The 20,084-nt window shown below is 42.8% G+C and carries 11 protein-coding genes; 6 read left to right on the top strand and 5 right to left on the bottom strand.

The genetic code is table 11. The annotated features are described in order from the left end of the window. Positions 1-149: 149 nt before the first annotated feature. The 5 genes from OQ5_RS0118675 (at position 150) to OQ5_RS0118650 (ending at position 13,813) form a co-directional block, all read left to right on the top strand. On the top strand, positions 150-1,685 hold the full coding sequence (locus OQ5_RS0118675) for a cellulase family glycosylhydrolase (RefSeq protein ID WP_016778948.1): 1,536 nt from the start codon (positions 150-152) through the stop codon (positions 1,683-1,685). Positions 1,686-2,121: 436 nt separating this feature from the next. Then, entirely contained in the window at positions 2,122-4,968 is a 2,847-nt protein-coding gene (locus OQ5_RS0118670) for a TIM-barrel domain-containing protein (RefSeq protein WP_016778947.1), read from the top strand. Positions 4,969-5,416: 448 nt separating this feature from the next. Beyond that, on the top strand, positions 5,417-7,858 hold the full coding sequence (locus OQ5_RS0118660; RefSeq protein WP_016778945.1) for a glycosyl hydrolase family 95 catalytic domain-containing protein: 2,442 nt from the start codon (positions 5,417-5,419) through the stop codon (positions 7,856-7,858). A 591-nt stretch (positions 7,859-8,449) separates the two neighbouring features. Beyond that, positions 8,450-11,308 (top strand): beta-galactosidase GalA, encoded by a 2,859-nt coding sequence (gene galA, locus OQ5_RS0118655; protein WP_026055402.1) that lies wholly within the window; start codon positions 8,450-8,452, stop codon positions 11,306-11,308. A gap of 51 nt (positions 11,309-11,359) precedes the next feature. Next, positions 11,360-13,813 (top strand): glycoside hydrolase family 31 protein, encoded by a 2,454-nt coding sequence (locus OQ5_RS0118650; protein ID WP_016778943.1) that lies wholly within the window; start codon positions 11,360-11,362, stop codon positions 13,811-13,813. 64 nt (positions 13,814-13,877) lie between these two features. Here OQ5_RS0118650 and OQ5_RS0118645 read toward each other — a convergent pair whose 3' ends face one another. After that, positions 13,878-14,270 carry a HEPN domain-containing protein gene (locus tag OQ5_RS0118645; RefSeq protein ID WP_016778942.1) on the bottom strand — a complete coding sequence of 131 codons (393 nt, stop codon included), beginning with the start codon at positions 14,268-14,270 and terminating at the stop codon, positions 13,878-13,880. Then, positions 14,267-14,587, bottom strand: coding sequence for a nucleotidyltransferase domain-containing protein (locus OQ5_RS0118640; RefSeq protein ID WP_016778941.1), 321 nt, complete (start codon positions 14,585-14,587; stop codon positions 14,267-14,269). Before OQ5_RS0118640 ends, OQ5_RS0118645 begins: the two co-directional genes overlap by 4 nt. 202 nt (positions 14,588-14,789) lie before the next feature. On the opposite strand from OQ5_RS0118640, the gene OQ5_RS0118635 reads away from it, so the two are divergent. Beyond that, positions 14,790-17,039 carry a glycoside hydrolase family 3 C-terminal domain-containing protein gene (locus OQ5_RS0118635; protein WP_016778940.1) on the top strand — a complete coding sequence of 750 codons (2,250 nt, stop codon included), beginning with the start codon at positions 14,790-14,792 and terminating at the stop codon, positions 17,037-17,039. A 243-nt stretch (positions 17,040-17,282) separates the two neighbouring features. Here OQ5_RS0118635 and OQ5_RS21670 read toward each other — a convergent pair whose 3' ends face one another. The 3 genes from OQ5_RS21670 to OQ5_RS0118620 form a co-directional block, all read right to left on the bottom strand. Then, complete coding sequence (locus OQ5_RS21670; RefSeq protein WP_176694101.1) at positions 17,283-17,618, bottom strand: energy transducer TonB; 336 nt, start codon at positions 17,616-17,618, stop codon at positions 17,283-17,285. A gap of 73 nt (positions 17,619-17,691) precedes the next feature. Next, a complete protein-coding gene (locus OQ5_RS0118625) occupies positions 17,692-19,107 on the bottom strand; it encodes a M56 family metallopeptidase (RefSeq protein WP_016778938.1) in 1,416 nt (471 codons plus the stop codon). 5 nt (positions 19,108-19,112) lie between these two features. Further along, complete coding sequence (locus tag OQ5_RS0118620; protein WP_016778937.1) at positions 19,113-19,487, bottom strand: BlaI/MecI/CopY family transcriptional regulator; 375 nt, start codon at positions 19,485-19,487, stop codon at positions 19,113-19,115. Positions 19,488-20,084: the final 597 nt, after the last annotated feature.

Here is a 20,084-nt window from a genome sequence, read left to right as displayed (position 1 = left end):
TATCTAAAAAGAGGCTGTCTCTTTTTAGGCAAATTTAAAACGAATTATCATGTATCCATCAACTGAAAATTTAACGTTCCATCTTATGCAACGATTCCCGGCTATCCGGGACGAATTCCATTAGGCATTAAAAATTAAATTTTATATTAATGAAACAACTTATCTTTTTCATATCTTTATTGTTTGCCTCCTCTTTTTTGGTTGCAGTCTGTGACGATTCGGACAATAATATTGATCCCGAACAAGTCGAGGATATTACCCTTAAGGTTCAGCCGGTTTCTTTGAATTTTCCGGCAGAGGGCGGCCAACAAATCATTTCCGTAACCAGCAACTCTAATTGGACAATTTCTTTTTCCTCTGATTCCTGGGCAAAGCCGAATATTTCTGCATCCAAAGGGAATGCTGATGTAAAAATTGTGACTGAAGCCAGTTATGTGGAAGAAGAAAGAGCTGTTGTACTCACTGTTTCAGCAGGTAAGAATGACAATAAAAAAGAAATCGAGGTTACCGTAACCCAGGATGCCTGGAATCCTCCTGATGAGCCCGGAAACGGGGATGATCCGGCCGATTATATTGAACCCGATGCCAGCGGTATGCGCGATCTTACAGCGGTTGAATTCTCACAACTGATGACCGTTGGCTGGAATCTGGGAAATTCACTCGAAGCCATTAATGTTGACGAGGGCGTTTACAGCGGCGATGAGACATCATGGGGAAATCCCGTTGTTACGGAGCAATTGATTGATTCTGTTGCCGAAGCCGGGTTTAACACTATTCGTATTCCTGTTTCCTGGTCACACAAAATTGTGGATGAAACAAATTACAAAATTTCCGATTCGTGGCTTCAACGCGTAGAGGAAGTGGTCAACTATGCACTTGATAACGAAATGTTTGTGATGATAAATATTCACTGGGACGGAGGATGGATGAACCACCCTTTCTATGACAATCAGGACGAAATTAATAACAAACTTGAGGCGTTGTGGAAGCAAATAGCCGTTTATTTCCGTGATTATGACGACCGGCTGTTGTTTGCTGGTTCCAATGAGGTGCATGTGGAGGGCGATTACAGTGATCCTTCTTCAGAGAATGTGGAAGTTCAAAATTCTTTTAACCAGACTTTTGTCAACACGGTTCGTGCTACCGGCGGCCGCAATGCATACCGCTACCTGATAGTTCAGGCATACAATACCAATATCAGTTACGCCGTCGATTACATGGTAATGCCAACCGATGAAGCGACCAACCGATTGCTTGCTGAGGTCCATTTCTACGACCCATACGATTATACGCTGCAAACCGATGGCAATTTTAAGACCCAATGGGGAGAACCTTTTTCAGAGGGTGACGTGTCTTCCTGGGGACAGGAAAATTGGGTGGATGAAGCATTCGGAATGATGAAGACAAACTTTGTTGATGAGGGATATGGTGTAATTCTGGGCGAATATGGAGCTGTCCTCAGGTCGTATTTAACCGGCGACGAACTCAATCAGCACATTGAAGCCCGCAAATATTATCTGGAATATGTGACATCTGCTGCCATTAAAAATCATATTGTACCGATATACTGGGATAACGGTTGGGCCGGCAACAACGGTTTTGCTTTGTTTGATCGACAATCCGGCGAAGTTGTTGATCCCGGTGCGCTTCAAGCCATTTTGAAAGGAGCCGGGGTTTCTAATTAGTATCTGTCCATAAAGTAATAGTGCCTATCCTAACCTGGACAAGCCAGAACCAAACAAATTTATACATTATCTGTCGCCGCTCCGCAGCTTTTTGTTTTTCTTATTACTTAATTCTACTACCGTTCTGTCGCCGCTCCGCGGCTATTAACTGCTGTTATAGGGTTAAAAATACTAAAACCGCGGAGCGGTGACAGAGCGGTAAACGTTACCAATAAAGTCAGTAACAATTAACCGCGGAGCGGTGACAGAGCATTAATTTTGCCAAAAAAACACGAATATCAGGGGTAAGACACTAACGCAACAAATTTGTACAGTTGTCTGATAAGGTGAAGACACCCAATTTGGGCGTCTCTTCCTCTTATAATAAAAACTTTGTGTCATTGCGTCTCTGCGTTTAGGATTTTATTTAACTGACTATTGAAAATATTGAAATGTTATGAAGAAACTATTATTTGCTGTTGTTATTGCCATTCTTGGATTTGGCTGTAATCCCAAAGGATGGAAAGTTGATGATTCCGGTCTTACTCTCTTTCCTGAAAGTCCTGCCGATGAGTCGGTTAAAGCCATCAGGCTGGTGCCTTTCGGAGAGGAAATTATAAAAGTATCGGCCTCTGCCACTGAAAGTTTTAGTGATGAAGAAAGTCTGGTGACTCTGCCGCCCGTCCAACCGGTGGATTTTGACGTAACAGAAGAAGGAAATGATTTGGTTCTTTTTACCGGAAAAATCACAGCAAAAGTTTCAATAACGACCGGTGAGATTCGCTTCTTCGATGCCGATGGAAATCTTATTCTCCGGGAGAAAGAGAAGGGAGGGAAGACTCTTATCCCGACAGAAGTGGATGGTGTTAAAGGTTATGAGGTACGTCAGGTATGGGAATCGCACGAGGATGAAGGTTTATACGGTCTTGGTCAGCATCAGGCTCATGAATACAATTACCGGGGAAAAGATGAAGAGCTCTTTCAGTACAACACAAAAGTTTCTATTCCGGTAATTGTTTCTACAAATAATTACGGAATTTTCTGGGATAATTATTCTCTGACTCGTTTTGGTGATCCCCGTCCATATAGCCAGATAGATGAGTTTAAACTTTTTAATGCCGATGGTGAGGAAGGTGGGCTTACAGCAACATATATCGACAATGTTGAAACGGGAAATGTTTACACCGTACGTCAGGAAAACACCATAGATTATGAAAATCTGACAACCATCAAAAACTTCCCCGAAGGCTTCAACTTCAATAATGCCCGAATTACATGGGAAGGCGAGTTGCAACCACAGGAAAGCGGGGTTTTTCGTTTTCTGATGTATTATGCCGGTTATACCAAAATCTGGATTGACGGTGAGTTGATGGCCGACCGATGGCGTACTGCCTGGAATCCTTCGGTTGCCAAATTTCAGGTAGACATGAAAGAAGGTAAAAAATACCACCTGAAGCTCGAATGGATTCCCGATGGCGGTGAGTCCTATATCGGATTGAAAGTACATACACCGCGTCCTCCGGAGGAGCAAAACCACATTTCTTTTTGGTCCGAAATGGGCGATCAGATCGATTATTTTTTCATGGCCGGAAACTCAATGGATGATGTAATCGGCAACTATCGCAAGCTTACTGGTAAAGCACAGGTGATGCCCAGATGGGCTATGGGATTCTGGCAAAGTCGAGAACGTTACAAAACACAGGAAGAGTTGCTTGATGTATTGCACGAGTTCCGTGAACGCGATATTCCCATCGATAATATTGTTCAGGACTGGTCGTATTGGCCGGTGGACAAATGGGGAAGCCATGAGTTTGATAAAAAGCGTTTTCCCGATCCGAAAGGTATGGTCGATGAGGTTCATGCGAATAATGCGCACATTATGATTTCTGTTTGGCCCAAATTCTATAAGGATACGGAGCATTTTAAAGAATTCGACAAAAACGGGTGGATGTATCGTCAGGCTATTGAAGACAGCATTCGCGACTGGATATATCCCGGCTACATTGGTTCTTTTTACGATGCTTATTCTCCCGGAGCTCGTCAGCTTTTCTGGGAGCAGATCAAAGAACATTTGTATACAAAAGGCTTTGATGCCTGGTGGTTGGATGCTACCGAGCCCGACATTCTCTCCAATGCCAGCATGGAATACCGTAAAGAATTGATGAATCCTACCCACCTGGGGCCTTCAACCAAATATTTTAATGCTTATGCCTTAATGAATGCCAAAGGGATATACGAAGGTCAACGTTCCCTTGAAAATGATGAGCGTGTATTTATCCTTACCCGATCCGGATTTGCAGGCATGCAACGTTTCGGAACCGTCACCTGGAGTGGTGACATTGGCACCGTTTGGGAAGACCTGAAGGCACAAATACCGGCCGGCATTAATTTCTCAATGAGTGGCCTGCCTTACTGGACTATGGATATCGGTGGTTTTTGCGTTGAGAAACGTTACCAGAATTTGAAAGAAGGCACTGATGATATGAAAGAGTGGAGGGAACTGAACACCCGCTGGTATCAGTTTGGCGCTTTTGCACCGTTGTTCAGGGTGCACGGACAATTTCCTTACCGTGAAATCTGGAATATTGCTCCACAGGGGCATAAGGCTTATGAAACAATGCTTTATTACAATAAGCTTCGCTATCGTCTCATGCCTTATATCTACACTCTTACCGGTGCCGTTTATCACAACGATTATACCATAATGCGCGGTTTGGTGATGGATTACACTGATGATCAAAAAGTATATGATATTGACGATCAGTATATGTTTGGATCCGGGCTCATGGTGTGCCCCGTATATAAATATGAAGCCCGTGAGCGGGAAGTTTATTTCCCCGAAAATGAAGGCTGGTATAATTTCTATACCGGTGAATTTACCGAAGGCGGACAATCTAAAATAGTAGATGCGCCTTATGAGCGTATCCCGTTGTTTGTTTCTGCCGGTGCTATTATTCCTGCCGGGCCCGAAATTGAACATACCACGCAGAAGAAACCGGAACTAATTACTTTATATGTTTACACCGGTGCCGATGGAGAATTTGGGCTATACGAAGATGAGGGCACTAATTATGACTATGAAAAAGGTCAATTTGCTACCATTCCTTTCACATACAACCATAACAACCAAACCCTTACTATTGGCAAACGTGAAGGATCGTTCGACGGAATGCTAAAGGAACGCCGTTTTAAAGTGGTGTTTGTTTCTTCAAAGCATCCCGTTGGATTCGATCCTGAAAATGCTGACGGACAGATGGTGAAATATTCCGGAGAAGCCATTGAAGTTGCTTTTGATAAACCCTGAAGTTAAGGTTGAGGTTAAGGTTGAGGTTAAGGTTAAGGTTGAGGTTAAGGTTAAGGATACTCAACCTCAACCTCAACCTCAACCTAATCTTACTATAACCATCTCAAAATGAAACCAACTCTCTTGTTGCTTTTTTAGACGGCACTCATAGATAAAAGTAGCTGTCAGCCGGAAGTGTTTGACAGGCACAAGGCAGAAGCATGGTTTAAAGGTAGAAAGGTGAGAAGGTTAAAGGGTAGGATGGGAGTAGCCTGGAGTTCCTCATTACACAAAGACTTTCGGAGAAAACAGCTAACGCTCTGCAGCACAGGGCTTCCGGATGGAAGTTAATATTCTACAAATTAACACTTTAATACCCCTAACACCCCTAACACCCCTAACACCCCTAACACCCCTAACAACCCTAACACCCCTAACAACCCTAACAATCTAACAATCTAACAATCTAATGACTAAACATCTAAAAATTATTAGTGCTTTCTTAAAAGCATCTTGCATTTTTTTCGTTGTTTTTCTTGTTGGATGCCGGTCGCCGCATCAGCATTTTGAACATCCCCGTCAGGGGTTTGTCAGCTGGAAACCTGCCCCTGCCTGGGAAGATGCATTGCTCAGCGGAAACGGTACGATGGGGGCCATGGTCTTTGGCAATACACATGAAGAGACAATCATTGTTAATCATGCTTTGCATTATATGCCAAACTGGATACCTCAGCAGCCCATTGATCAGGCATCAAGGCTCAGAGAAATCCGTTCGCTTCTGGCCGGCGGGAAATACAGAGAAGCTGCCCGGGTGCCTCAGGAACAAAGCATGATTGAAGGGTATGGCGAGAAGAAATGGATCGACCCCTTTGTGCCTTTTTGCAATATCAATATATCTATGCCTCCCGGAGATGTGAAAAACTATATCCGGATGGTTGATTTTAGTACCGGTGAAGCCAAAACTGAGTGGGAGCAAAATGGACGGTTAATTCAGCGCAGTTTATTTGTTTCCCGGCCTGACAATATTATTGCTTTGCAAATTACCGGAAGCGATAAGGTGAGTGCATCGCTGGCGCTTAACAGACATCCGGTGCCCTGGGATCAGTGGGATATTATAAACGGGGCTATCAGAGATGTGCAGACTTCGGCTCATGATGGTTTTTTGACCTACACTACTGAATTTCGACGTCAATGGGATGGTATTCCTGATGGTTTTGAAGGAGTTGCCAGAGTAATACCATCGGGTGGGGAAGTGAAATATGAGGGAGGCCGGATGATTGTTTCCGGTGCAGATGAAATACTGCTTTTGATGCGTGTTGTCCCCAATTACAATTATGGACAGTCGGGGGTTAATGAATTGAAAAATGATCTGGCAAGTCTCCCCACCGATTACAAAGAACTCCTGTCTAATCATAAAAAGGTACATGGTGATTTGTTTAATCGGGTGAAGCTGGATATCGGAAAAAATGACAAAGCCGATATGCAGTCGGAAACTCTTGTTTTGCAGGCTCGTCGGGAAACATCACCATCCATCATTGAAAAACAGTTCGATGCTGCCAGATACAATATCATTTCTTCAACCGGTACCAATCCCCCAAATTTACAGGGGATATGGAGTGGAACCTGGACGCCACCCTGGTCGTCCGGCTTTACACACGATGGCAATGTGGAAGTGGCGGTCTCTTCACTGCTTCCTTCCAATACGCCCGAACTTATGAAGGCTTATATGGAATATCACGAGCGAATGATGCCTTATTATCGTGATAATGCCCGTCGCTTATTTGGTTGTCGGGGAATTGCGCTTCCCGCACATTCGAGCACGCATGGCTGGAACATCCATTTCGATGAAGAGTGGTGCCTCACCCTTTGGACCGGCGGTGCCGGCTGGGCATCCGGTATTCTTTACGATTACTTTCTTTATACCGGAGATGAAGCGTATCTGAAGCATCATATTTATCCGTTTATGAAAGAGAGTGCTTTGTTTTATGAAAATTTTCTTTTTGTTGGTGATAATGGCAAATATGTTTTCTCTCCATCCTATTCTCCTGAAAACACGCCTGCAAACAGCAATGCTCAGGCAGTGGTGAATGCTACGATGGATGTCATGATTGCTAAAGAGCTGTTGCGTAACTGTATAGAAGCGGGGAAAATTGTTGGGGAGGAAGAAACACTGATTGCCAAATGGGAAAAGATGTTGACCCGGATGCCTGCGTATCGCATTAATGAAGACGGGGCTTTAGCGGAGTGGTTGCCCGAGAATTTGAAGGACAACTACAAACACCGGCATGTTTCACATTTGTATGCGCTGTACGAAATCATTGCCCCGGAGTTTAAAAACAATCCTGAATTGATGGCTGCTGCTCGCGAAGCGATTGAACGGCGCATGGTTCACCGCCGACGTGAAAACGGGGGCGAGATGGCTTTTGGTCTGGCTCAGATGGGGATGATAGCTGCCAATTTAGGAAACTCAGATATTGCCGGCGAGATTATCAACTGGATTTCGCGTTATTATTTTACACCGTCACTGGGGACATATCACAATTCGGGTAATCTCTTCAATATGGATGTAAGCGGTGGTTTCCCGGCGGTGGTGATGCGCACACTGGCATACTCCGAACCGGGACTGATAAAACTTTTGCCTGCATTGCCCGATGATTGGAAGACGGGAAGTATTGAAGGCATGGCATTGCGCGGACAAATATTAATGAATAACTTGTCATGGGATGACAATGGAATTGAAGTTAAACTGACTTCTGCCATTGATCAGAAGGTTTTGCTAAAGGTTCCATATGCATATAAAAATGTTCATATTTCTGTCTCTGAGGCAATTATTAAAGAAAATCATAAAAAGGGAACTGTTTTACTAAATACGAAAAATCAAATTCAGACAGTTATAGAGTTTGATTTTTAAAGGGAAGATACGGCCGTTAATAAGTGTCTGTCCATAAAGTACCAGTTGTTGAATTACGCTTGCCGCCAAAATACTCATTTATGTTTAGGAAACTCCGTTTTTGTCGGCTTCGTAAGCCTTGCAACCGGCGCTTTCTCAACAGACACTCAAATTGTAAAAATTTTTTGGGAGTTTATCGACACACACTAAATAACAAATCAGCTATTTGCGATGGATGAATTATATCTGCTAAAATACAGTAAACCAATATTATGCGAATCATCTTATATCTAACTCAAATTACAAAACACTTTATATCAATCATTTGTTTTGCAGAGTTGGATTTTTGCTTATCAGGCCAATTTTCGGTACTAACGGTAAAATTCTTATCTGCAAAATTTAACACTTCTGCCTTCTGCCTGGCAAACTTCTGCCTGTCGATTACTTATATCTAACAAAACCACAAACCGCTAAAACATGTTATTTATGCATTTTTGTCAGCTTCTGGAATATGTCAGTACCTCTAAAACATTGCTTTTGACTATTGACTATTGACTAAAAACTAATGACTAAATTACTTATATCTGGAAATCTAATAATCTATTGTGTATAATGAAAAAACAATCAGTTAAACTCTATGTGTTGGTCTTATTAATGACCATCCCTTTAGTGATGAGTGCTTCTCCCCGCGAAAGTATTTTAATGGATTTCGACTGGAAATTTGCATTTGGTCATCCGCATGATGTCGAGAAGGATTTTAACGTTGGAACCAGTTATTTCACCTATCTTGCCAAAACCGGCTATGGCGATGGTGCTGCATCAGCCGATTTTGACGACCGAACCTGGCGAACATTGGATTTGCCGCACGACTGGGCTGCTGAGATGGGATTTTCCGGTAAGGCCAGCCATAGTCATGGTTATAAGAAGGTCGGTCCCGGTTTCCCCGATACAAGTGTAGGATGGTATCGCAAAACTTTTACCATCCCGGAAGAAGATTTGGGAAAACGGATTTTTCTGCAGTTTGACGGGGTATTTCGTGATTCTAAAGTATGGGTAAACGGCTTTTATTGTGGCAATGAGCCCGGCGGATACAGCAGTTTCGGCTACGATATTACCGAGTATCTTAACTATGGTGAAGAGAATGTAGTGGCTGTCCGTGTTGACGCATCTATGGAAGAAGGCTGGTTTTATGAGGGGGCTGGTATTTATCGACATGTCTGGATGGTAAAAACCAGTCCGCTTCATGTACCGCAATACGGGACTTTTGTTACTTCTGAAATTGGCGAAGAAGAGGCGGTTGTGACGGCCAGAATAAAGGTTTACAATAAAGACCTGCAACCCGTATCTTTTATCATTGAAAACCAGATTGTAGATGCGGATGGTAATGTTGTGGCCTGCGGAGAATCAGAGACTGTAAAACTCCCGCCCATGAAGCAAAACGAATATGTTTTTGATTATGTTGTTGATAATCCACGGCTCTGGGATTTAAATGATCCCTACCTTTACCGGTTGATGACTACCGTTCGAAATGGCGATGTGGTGGTGGATGAATATGAGACTAATTTTGGAATACGCTCCATTCGTTGGGATCCCGATAAAGGATTTTTTCTGAATGGAAGGCATGTTAAGCTTAAAGGAACCAACAATCACCAGAACCATGCCGGTGTGGGAACAGCCATTCCCGATAAATTGCATGAATGGCGCCTGAAAAAACTTAAAGAAATGGGCAACAACACCTACCGGATGGCGCACTATCCGCCTTCTCCGGCATTGCTTGATGCCTGCGACCGGTTGGGAATGCTCGTCATCAATGAAAACCGGCTGATGGGAACCACTGATGACATCAGGAAAGAACTTAAAAAACTGATTGTCAGGGATCGTAACCATCCATCGGTAATACTTTGGTCGGTGGGTAATGAAGAATGGGCCATCGAAGGAAATATTAAGGGAATCAGGATTGCCAAAAATCTTCAGGCTTATGCCAAATCTCTGGATACAACGCGACCGGTGAATGTGGCTGTCAGTGGTGACTGGACCCGCGGGATAGCTACAGTAATTGAAGTAATGGGCTATAATTATCTGAGACATGGCAGTACCGATAAGCATCATGCCGATTACCCCTGGCAACCTTCATTGGGTACCGAACAGGGATCAACCAATACCACACGGGGCATTTATTTTGACGATCAGGAAAAGCAGTATCTGAAAGCTTATGATGTGCCAACACCTTCAGGGTTTATGAGCATTCAGCAGGGGTGGAAGCACTATGTCGATCGTGATTATCTGGCCGGTATGTGTATCTGGACAGGATTTGATTATCGGGGTGAACCAACACCGTTCTCTTACCCGTCGGTGCTTTCTTATTTTGGAATGCATGATCTGTGTGGATTTCCTAAAGATAATGTATGGTACCTGAAGTCCTGGTGGAGCGATGAGGATGTATTGCACATTTTGCCCCACTGGAATTGGAAAGGTCGCGAAGGTGAAAAAATTGATGTCTGGGTGTACAGTAATTATGATGAGGTTGAGCTGTTCCGGAACGGAGAGAGTTTTGGTCGTCAGAAAATGGAGCGCAACGGACACCTGGAATGGAAAGTGCCATACGAGGCAGGTACCCTTAAAGCTGTTGCTTATGAAGATGGTGAAAAAGTTGCTACTCAGGTTGTGGAAACGACAAGAGAAGGTAAAAAATTAAAATTGGTTTCCGATCATGAAACGATAAAAAGTGACCGTCAGGATGTGGCCGTGGTTAAAGTGCAGGTTACCGACAGCAAAGGAAGGGTGGTGCCTGATGCCAACCGCAATGTGGTTTTTGGTATTGAAGGTCCGGGCAGAATTATTGGCGTTGGTAATGGCGATCCTACATCGCATGAGCCTGATCGCTATATCGATACTTACAAAACCGTGACTTTTAGTGACTGGAAACAAATACCGGCTTCCGAAGCAAATATTGAGGAAGTACTCAATTCTGATTTTGACGTGCAGGGATTGGAAGATGCTCTGAATAATAATGGTCTTGAGCCTGGAACGAAGGCTGAAAAAACCTTATTTATCTGTGCATTTAATCTTGATGAAGAGGATTTGAATGGGAAAATCAACTGGATGTTCCGGAGTATTGGCACCGATCAGTCGTTGTATATCAACGGACATCTGGTAGCCGATGAAATCACCGGTTATGAGAATGTTTATTCCTTGAATGTTGATTATCTCCGGTCCGGTACCAACAGGGTTATTGTAATGGCCAAGCCTTATGTGAAAGAAAACCCGTGGTCGGTTGTTAATACCGAGCCGGGTAAACTCCAGGTCATTGTTCCATCGATGCCATGCCAGCGCAAAACATTCAACGGACTGGCTCAGGTACTCGTTCAATCAACCGGCAAAGATGGGGAGATTAAACTTACTGCCGAATCGGACGGTTTACAGACTGCAGAGCTCAAAATCAGGTGCGGCGGAATACAATCCGCCGAATAAACGGAGGATCGGAGTTCACCTTTCTGTAATATTCAGAAAAAATAAAAGTCTATGAAAACACAGAATTACCAACTAAATTTAGCATTTCCAATTCGTCAGCATGGTTTTGTGGCTCGTATGAAAGAATTGGTCTTACTGGTTCTTATTCTTATGGTTTTGATTCCTGTTAATGCCCAAATGCAGAATATGAACCTTCGCAACGAACCGGTGGATATCAGCGATGACTTCCGCAGCTTTAAGAATACTTATTATCTGGCTGACAAATTGGTCAGTTTTGACCCGGAAACAGGAAAAGGAGAGATTGTTTACAAGCGTTACGAATACAAAACCCGAATGGCATTTAACAATATGTTGGGCGTTTTGCAACCGGTAGAACCCAATGAGTTTCCCGAAGGGGAATATGAGGTGTCTCCCAAATTGCCCTTTTCTGTTCAGTTTGTATCGCCACGTACGGTGCGTCTGAAAGCTCAATCGGGATTTGTTTCTCCCGATGTGGCGAACTGTAAATCCTTGATGCTGGTTAATAATGACATGCCTCCAAGCGATGCCTGGAAGTACGAAAAAGTTGAAAACGGACATCAATACAGCAGTGACTATGGTTCGGTAGTCATTACCGAAAATCCCTGGCGTGTTGAATTCTATGATGCAGATGGGAAACTGCTGACCGGCACCAATCATCATACCGACAATGCGACTTCAACCTTTACCCCAATTATGCCTTTTTCGTTCGTCAGGAGAGCTTCGGATTATTCGCGCCGTTTTTCGGCAACTTTTAATCTTCATCCCGGTGAAAAAATGTATGGATTTGGTGAACAATACACTGAATTCGACAAACGTGGACAAAAGGTGGTGTTGTGGGTGGATGATGCCAATGGTACTCAGAATGAAACCAGTTATAAGCCCGTTCCCTTCTTTTTAAGTAGTCGCGGGTATGGCATCTTTATGCATACTTCATCGCCCGTTACCTGCGATGTGGGGAAATATTTCAGCGGCGTCAATTCATTAATGACAGGTGATGAAACACTCGATTTGTTTGTTTTTCTGGGAGAGCCCAAAGAAGTGCTGGATGCCTATACCGATTTAACCGGAAAACCCGAAATGCCGCCACTGTGGTCGTTTGGTCTGTGGATGAGCCGTATTTCCTACTTCTCGGAAGAAGACGGAAGAACTGTTGCTAAAGAACTTCGCAAACATGAGATTCCATCTGATGTCATTCATTTCGATACGGGATGGTTTGAAACAGACTGGCGTTGCGATTATCAGTTTTCCGAATCACGATTCGATGACCCGGAAGCAATGATCTCTGATCTGAAAAAAGACGGGTTTCATACCTGTTTGTGGCAGTTGCCTTATTTTGTGCCAAAAAATAAACTGTTTCCCGAGATTATTGAGAAAGAACTTTTTGTAAAGAATGACAAAGGCAATTTGCCCACCGAGGATGCTATCCTCGATTTTACCAATCCGGAAGCAGTGAAGTGGTATCAGGATAAGCTCCGTGGTTTACTTGAAATGGGGGTGGGAGCCATTAAGGTTGACTTTGGCGAAGCTGCTCCGGCCAAAGGCGTTTATCATAATGGTCGCACCGGGTTTTATGAGCACAATCTGTATCCCTTGAGATACAACAAGGCAGTGGCTGATATTACCAAAGAAGTTACCGGCGAACAGATTATGTGGGCCCGTAGCACCTGGGCCGGGAGCCAGCGTTGGCCGTTGCATTGGGGTGGTGATCCGGCCAATACCAATTCGGCGATGGCAGCAACAATCCGTGGCGGTCTGTCGATAGGACTTTCCAGCTTCTCTTTCTGGAGCCACGACATTGGCGGATTTGTACTAAAAACACCTGAAGAGATATACCGGAGATGGCTGCCGTTTGGTTTGCTTTCGTCACATTCGCGTGCTCACGGAGCGCCCCCTAAGGAGCCGTGGAAGTATGGTGAAGATTTTACCGAAGCCTTCCGTAAGGCTGTCAATATGCGCTACCGCCTCATGCCTTATATTTATGCACAGGCCAAACATTCAGTCGAAAACGGACTACCCATGCTGCGGGCACTTTTCGTGGAATATCCTGATGATCCCGGTGCCTGGCTGGTGGACGATCAGTATTTGTTTGGTTCGGATATACTGGTGGCTCCAATGCTCGAAAATACAGAAAGCAGGGATGTGTATCTGCCGGGTAATCATAAATGGATTGATTATCAGACTGGTAAGGTTTATGCTTCCGGCTGGAACAGAATTGAAGCTGGCGAAATTCCTGTTGTGATGCTGGTACGCGATGGCGCTGCTATACCCCATATTAATCTGGCACAATCCACCATGCAGATGGACTGGTCGGACCTGGAACTGAAAGTTTTTTCTATAGATACTGACAAAGCTGAAGGGATGATTTGCCTGCCGTCAGACAACAGATTGGAATATCTCGAGTTGGATATTAATGGCACAACCTTCCGGTTGAAGGAGAATCCTCTGAAAGGAAAAGCAGAGTTGAAAGTATCTCTCGGGAAATAAAAGGTAAATGTAGCAGAGAAGCCCCCGATGGTTTTTGTCGGGGGCTTATTAAATATCAAAACATTCAATGATGATCAATAAAGGCTTGAATTGAATTTAGTATACGCTTAGCTAAACGGAGATTTTGTGATATCTCATCTTCTGAGGGTAAAAAATATTTTGGACCTGGATATCGGGCATTTAAATAGTAGTCATTGATAATAAAGAGAGCCTTTTCATCAATATCAGAAATGTCTACAAAACTTGCAGCATAATCCATTAATTTTGGGATATAACGAATGCGTGGTACAGGGGTACCATTGAAAGCAAATAAAGCCTTTACTGATTTCTCGATTGTTTGGTGGATTTCGATTGCAATAACATCGGTATAATGATGAACCTTTAACAAAAGTTCTGCAGTTTCCAGGTTCTTTTTTGCCATGCTTATCCACTCTTCTGCAATCGATCTATTGCTCATAAGAGATTTTCTCCTTCTGTGATTATTTTCTGATAGAATTGGTCTCCGCTTTCAATTCTTTGCTTTATGCGATGAGGACTATCAATCAGAACATCTATCGGATATTGTTTATCTTTTAATTGCTGCCATAATACTTTATTTATATTTACCCTGTAATCCCTGACTTCTTTTTCAGTGATGTCTTTTATTACAAAAATATCTATATCGCTATCCATTTGAGGAGATCCATAAGCAAAACTACCGAAAAGTATAATTTTTTCCGGATTAAAGGGTTTTATAGCCTGAACAATTGTATTTTTTAATGATTCCGGTATCATATTCTTTATTTTATGCTTCAAACAAATATACTAAAAAATACCTAAGCCTGACAGTATCCGAATAAAGTTGATTTATGTGTTAATGTTATCAAGAACGCAATAATCCTGAGAAATTATTTGCTTTCCTGCGTTGTTAAAAAAAATGTTATTTTTATGCTTTATATAAGTGTATTTCATACATCAACTAATAAAACCAATTAATATGAATAAAAAACCAAACTATTTGCAGAAATTCCTTCCGAAGGTATCTGCGCGGAAAATTAAGTTAAAAGCTGGTGTCGCTGCCGGTTGTAAGTTGTTGCTTTTTTTCGCGGTTTTTACCCTCGCAGGATTAAATGTCGCAGCCCAGGGGGTATATCCGTTTCAAAACCCTGAACTTGACCCTGAAGCCCGGATAGATGACCTTCTTTCAAGAATGACCCTTGATGAAAAAATATCAGCGTTAAGCACCGATCCGTCTGTCCCGCGTCTTGGCGTGAAAGGGGCACCACACATCGAAGGTTATCATGGTGTGGCTATGGGTGGACCCGCCAACTGGGCGCCAAAAGGTGATGAAGCGGTTCCGACAACACAATTTCCGCAGGCTTACGGAATGGGAGCAACCTGGAATCCTGAACTAATTCGTCTGGCCGGTGAGATGGAGAGTATTGAGGCACGATATATCTTTCAAAATCCTGAAATCGGCAAAGGCGGACTGGTCGTTCGTGCACCCAATGCCGATTTGGGGCGAGATCCCCGGTGGGGAAGAACAGAAGAGTGCTTTGGTGAGGACCCGTTTCTGGTTGGAGCGTTGGCGACGGCATTTACCAAAGGACTCCAGGGAAATGATGATAAATACTGGCGAACAGCGTCACTTTTAAAACATTTCCTGGCCAATAGTAATGAAAACGGCCGTGACAGTTCTTCGTCCGATTTTGATATGCAGCTCTATCATGAATATTACGGGGCATCTTTCCGGCAGGCTTTTATTGAAGGCGGTTCCAATGCCTATATGGCTGCTTACAACGCCATAAACGGGGTGCCGGCTCATGTTCATGAGATGCATAAGGAAATTACCGAGAAAATGTGGGGAGTTGATGGTATAAAATGTACTGATGGGGGTGGTTATCAGTTGCTTCTTAGAGGTCATAAGTATTACGATGATCTTTATCTGGCTGCAGAAGGCGTAATAAAAGCAGGTTTGAACCAGTTTCTGGACGATTACCGTGAAGGTGTTTATGGGGCTCTGGCACATGGTTATCTTACCGAAGCAGATGTTGATGAGGTTCTTAAAGGGGTGTATCGCGTTATGATCAAACTGGGACAACTTGATCCCGCAGAACAAGTACCTTATGCAACGATTGGCCGGGATGGAGAACCCGCTCCCTGGACGACTGAAAAACACAGGCAGGCTGCCCTTAAAATGGCACGCGAGTCTGTTGTACTCCTGAAAAACAGTAATAATACATTACCGCTCAATGCTGATGAGTTGAATAAGGTGGCGGTTATCGGTCATCTTGCCGATACTGTTTTGCTCGACTGGTACAGTGGCCTGCCACCTTACAGGATAACTCCTCTTGAAGGCATCCGGGAAAAGCTGGGGAATGATTCAAAAGTACTTTATGCTCCCGACAACGATTACAACGCAGCTGTTGAAGCAGCTTCAGAAGCCGATGTGGCTATTGTTGTTTTGGGGAATCAACCAACCTGTGATAGTGAAATTTGGGCCGACTGTCCCGATCCGGGCATGGGACGGGAGGCGGTTGACCGTAAGACATTGCGCCTGACCGATGAATATTTGGTAAAATTGGTGATGGAAGCCAATCCCAATACTGTTTTTGTGTTGCAGAGTAGTTTCCCTTTTGCCATTAACTGGTCGCAACAAAATGTTCCGGCCATACTTCATCTTACCCATAACGGGCAGGAGACAGGTACCGCTCTGGCTGATGTGTTATTTGGAGACTACAACCCTGGCGGAAAGCTTACCCAAACCTGGCCAAAGTCCGAAGAGCAACTGCCCGATATGATGGAATACGATATCCGGAAAGGTCATACCTATATGTATTTTGAGAACGAACCATTGTATCCCTTTGGTCACGGACTAAGTTATACTACTTTTGCATGGGAGGCTATTTCCATTAATAAACAGTCCGTTCCAGCCGATGACAAGGAAGTGACCATAACTGTTAAACTGAAAAATACGGGCGATGTCAAAGGTGACGAAGTGGTGCAGCTTTATGCATCTTTTCCTGAATCAACCGTTCGCCGGCCTGCAAAAGCCCTGAAAGGTTTTAAACGGGTAACCCTTGAACCGGGTGAGAGAAAGAAAATTGAGATTCCCATAAAATTAGAAGATCTCGCTTACTGGGATATCAAAAAAGAGCGTTTCGTAGTTGAACCCGGAACTGTAAGGATAATGGCCGGAGCTTCTTCGGCCGATATTCAATTGGCTGATGAGTTTGTGATTCAGTAGATTGAAATTTTGACGATGAATGGGGCAGCTTGATTGGGCAGCCCCATTTTTTAATTAGTGTCTGTCCATAAAGTGCCATTTACTGTGTTACGCTCGTCCGAAAATTACTCATTTACGATGAGTAAACTCCGTATTTTCGGACTTCGCAAGCCTTGTAAATGACACTTTCTGAACAGACACATGATAAGTAACAAACTTTTCCTACTTTATAGACAGGCACTAATTATACTTGCAGGAATTCTGTTAGTGAAGAACAGTCTCTTTTTTCTCCTGAGTAACTTCCTCTTTATCGGATAGTTGAAAATTTATGGGGAGCGTGTAATGAACTGAAACACTCTTACCTCTTTGTTTTCCCGGCTCCCAGTCGGGCATAGTGGCGATTACCCTTTTTGCTTCCTCATCCAGCAAGGGATGGACACCTTTTGCTACCTTTATTTCGCCAGGTTTTCCTTCCGGCGAAATAATAAATGAGATATATACTCTTCCTTCTATTCCTTGTTCTTTTGCTTCAGGAGGATATTTTGTATTCTCTGCTATATAGTTGTGAAGACTTCTATCTCCACCCGGAAAATTAGGCATTTCTTCCACGATGAAGAAAACTGGCTCTCCTTCCTTTGTTTTCTGTTGATTTGCTTTGCCAGATGTACTTTTTTCAGTAATTTTTTTCTGTATTAACGACAGGCTCGTTGGAAGGTTTGTAGGAAGGCTTCGTAGTAATAAGGATGATCCCGTTTCTGGCTTTTTCACCATAGGTTTCAGCTGCTGATGCCCCTTTAAGCACTTCAATAGACTCAATGTCCTCAGGTGCAATGGTGTTGATGATTTTATAAGGTTTTTCATTGCCATCAACCATGACAATGGGCATTTCCCCGGTATTATCATTTTTGGCAATGACAGTAACTCCCGTGTCTTTTTCAACAGTATCTTTTTTCATGGTTATCTCCATTCTTTTTCGAAATTCAGGAGATATTTTTACTGTTTTGTATCCTACAAATGAAAAGACCAGCTCAGAGTTTTTCCCGATATTATTGAGCTTAAAACTGCCATTCTTGTCGGAAATTGTTCCTGTAGTTGTCCCTGAAACTATAATGCTGGTACCGTGAAGTGGTTGTCCATTTTCCTGAACAACTATGCCTGTTACATTTTTCGTTTCATCTCCGTTTTTGGGGCTAAGTGACGCATCGGCATTTTCATCCTGAACGGGTTGATACTGATATTTTGGTTCGGAAAAGGCATAGAAAACTATTGCTATGAGTGGAAACACAATAAGTGGTTTCATTTTCCTGATGATGGAGGTAGATTTATTGGTCATCATGATAAATCGTTTTTTGTTGAGTGAATAACTGAAAGGGTGTCCTAGACTTATGACTTCACCTCCAACCAGTTGGTTGATGAGGATGGCCTTGTAAAACGCAGGGTCAAAAGTGGACTTCAACGCTGACCTGTCGGCAAGATATTCATGGTTTTGACGGATGAAATGACTGTAAAGCCAAGCCATCGGGTTCATCCACTGAATCATCCTGATCAGTTCGATCAGCACGAGATCAATCCAATGATATTGCGCAATATGAGCCCTTTCATGGGCAACTATTTCCTGTATTTCTTTTTCCTTCAACGATGGATTGACAAATACATAAGTGAAAAAGGAAAAGGAAAAAGGAAAATGATTTGATTTAACTATTTTCGTGGAACCAATATTGTCGATACGTGACTGCCGAATAGACTTTAATATTTTTATCGTTTGAAATACTATTTTGAAAAAGAAATACAGGGCCCCTGTAATGATTAAACCGGCAAGAATATTCTGCCACATTAAGGGGTTGAGTTCTTTTTCCGTTACCTGCGAAGCAATCGGAACACTGGTTGATACATTATCAGTAGCCCCATCGACAATAATTATTTGTGTAAAGGTGATCAGAGGAAACAGTAAGGATGCTACCATCCCTGTCAAAAGAAACAGGCGGTTAAGAAAAAAATACCTTTCATTTCGCAAAAAAATGAAATATACCAGGCCGAATAAGGTGAGCCAAATGGAGGATTTTAGTATGTATGAAATAAACTCTTCCATAATTTTTATTTTTGTTTCCTTTTTTTCAAGGCTTTCTTTGTTTCTTCCATCAAATTTTCCAGATCCTCAATGGATAGGTCTTTTTCTTTTGCAAAGAATGAGGCCATCGCGGGGAAAGAATTGTTGAAGTATTTTTTTAATACCCCGAACAGCTGGCTCTTTGAATATTCGTCCTTCTGTACCAGAGGGTGGAAGACATGTACATTCCCAAATTTCCTGTGACCAACAAAGCCCTTCTTTTCGAGTATCCGAACAATTGTTGATACCGTGTTACGTGCCGGCTTTGGTTCCTCAAATTTATTGAGTATGTCCCGCACAGCACCTTCTCCCAGGTTCCATAGTATTTGCATTATTTGCTCTTCAGCTTTGGTTAATTGCATTTTTCTTCAGTTTAATTTGCATTTGGTTTGTCAATCCATTGTCAAAATAACGACTAAAAAATTAGTCAGGCAAATTTTTTACGTTAAAATAACTAAAAACTTAGTCGTAGGATTAATAAATTAGTTGGCTTCTTCGGTTCAGCCCGCCATAGTCTGACAGAGCGTATTGAAATTATGGTTCACCACAAATATGCGTACCTAACCTGATTAATTCACAAATTACCTATTACAATGTCCAACGATTTGGGAAACAGCCTTGAAATTCGTAAACAAAACATAATGAGAGATGGCGTTTTCTTTTAGCTCCGATTAAGGCTTTCGTATTCTCCGGTTAAGGCTTCCGTACTTTAGATGAACTTTTTCAGGTATGCATTATTTGTGATGAACTATATTTTTTTAAGTTATTTAGTGCGCGTTTATAAAGTCTATAGTCAGTTAAAAAAACTAAACGCAGAGGCGCAATGAAGCAAAGTTTTTATTATGAGAGAGTTTTGGCTTATGGCATTTGCTGTGTAAACAATTAATTACCAAACAACTGAAAAAGTTTAACAAAGTATTGTAAAGTAATATTTGTTGCGTTAGTCTTGCAACCTGCAC

The organism is Anaerophaga thermohalophila str. Valhall, assembly GCF_000250735.1.
Lineage (GTDB): Bacteria > Bacteroidota > Bacteroidia > Bacteroidales > Marinilabiliaceae > Anaerophaga > Anaerophaga thermohalophila_A.
The sequence above is the reverse complement of the archived record's forward strand: the minus strand, read 5'-3'. Positions and strand labels throughout refer to the sequence as shown.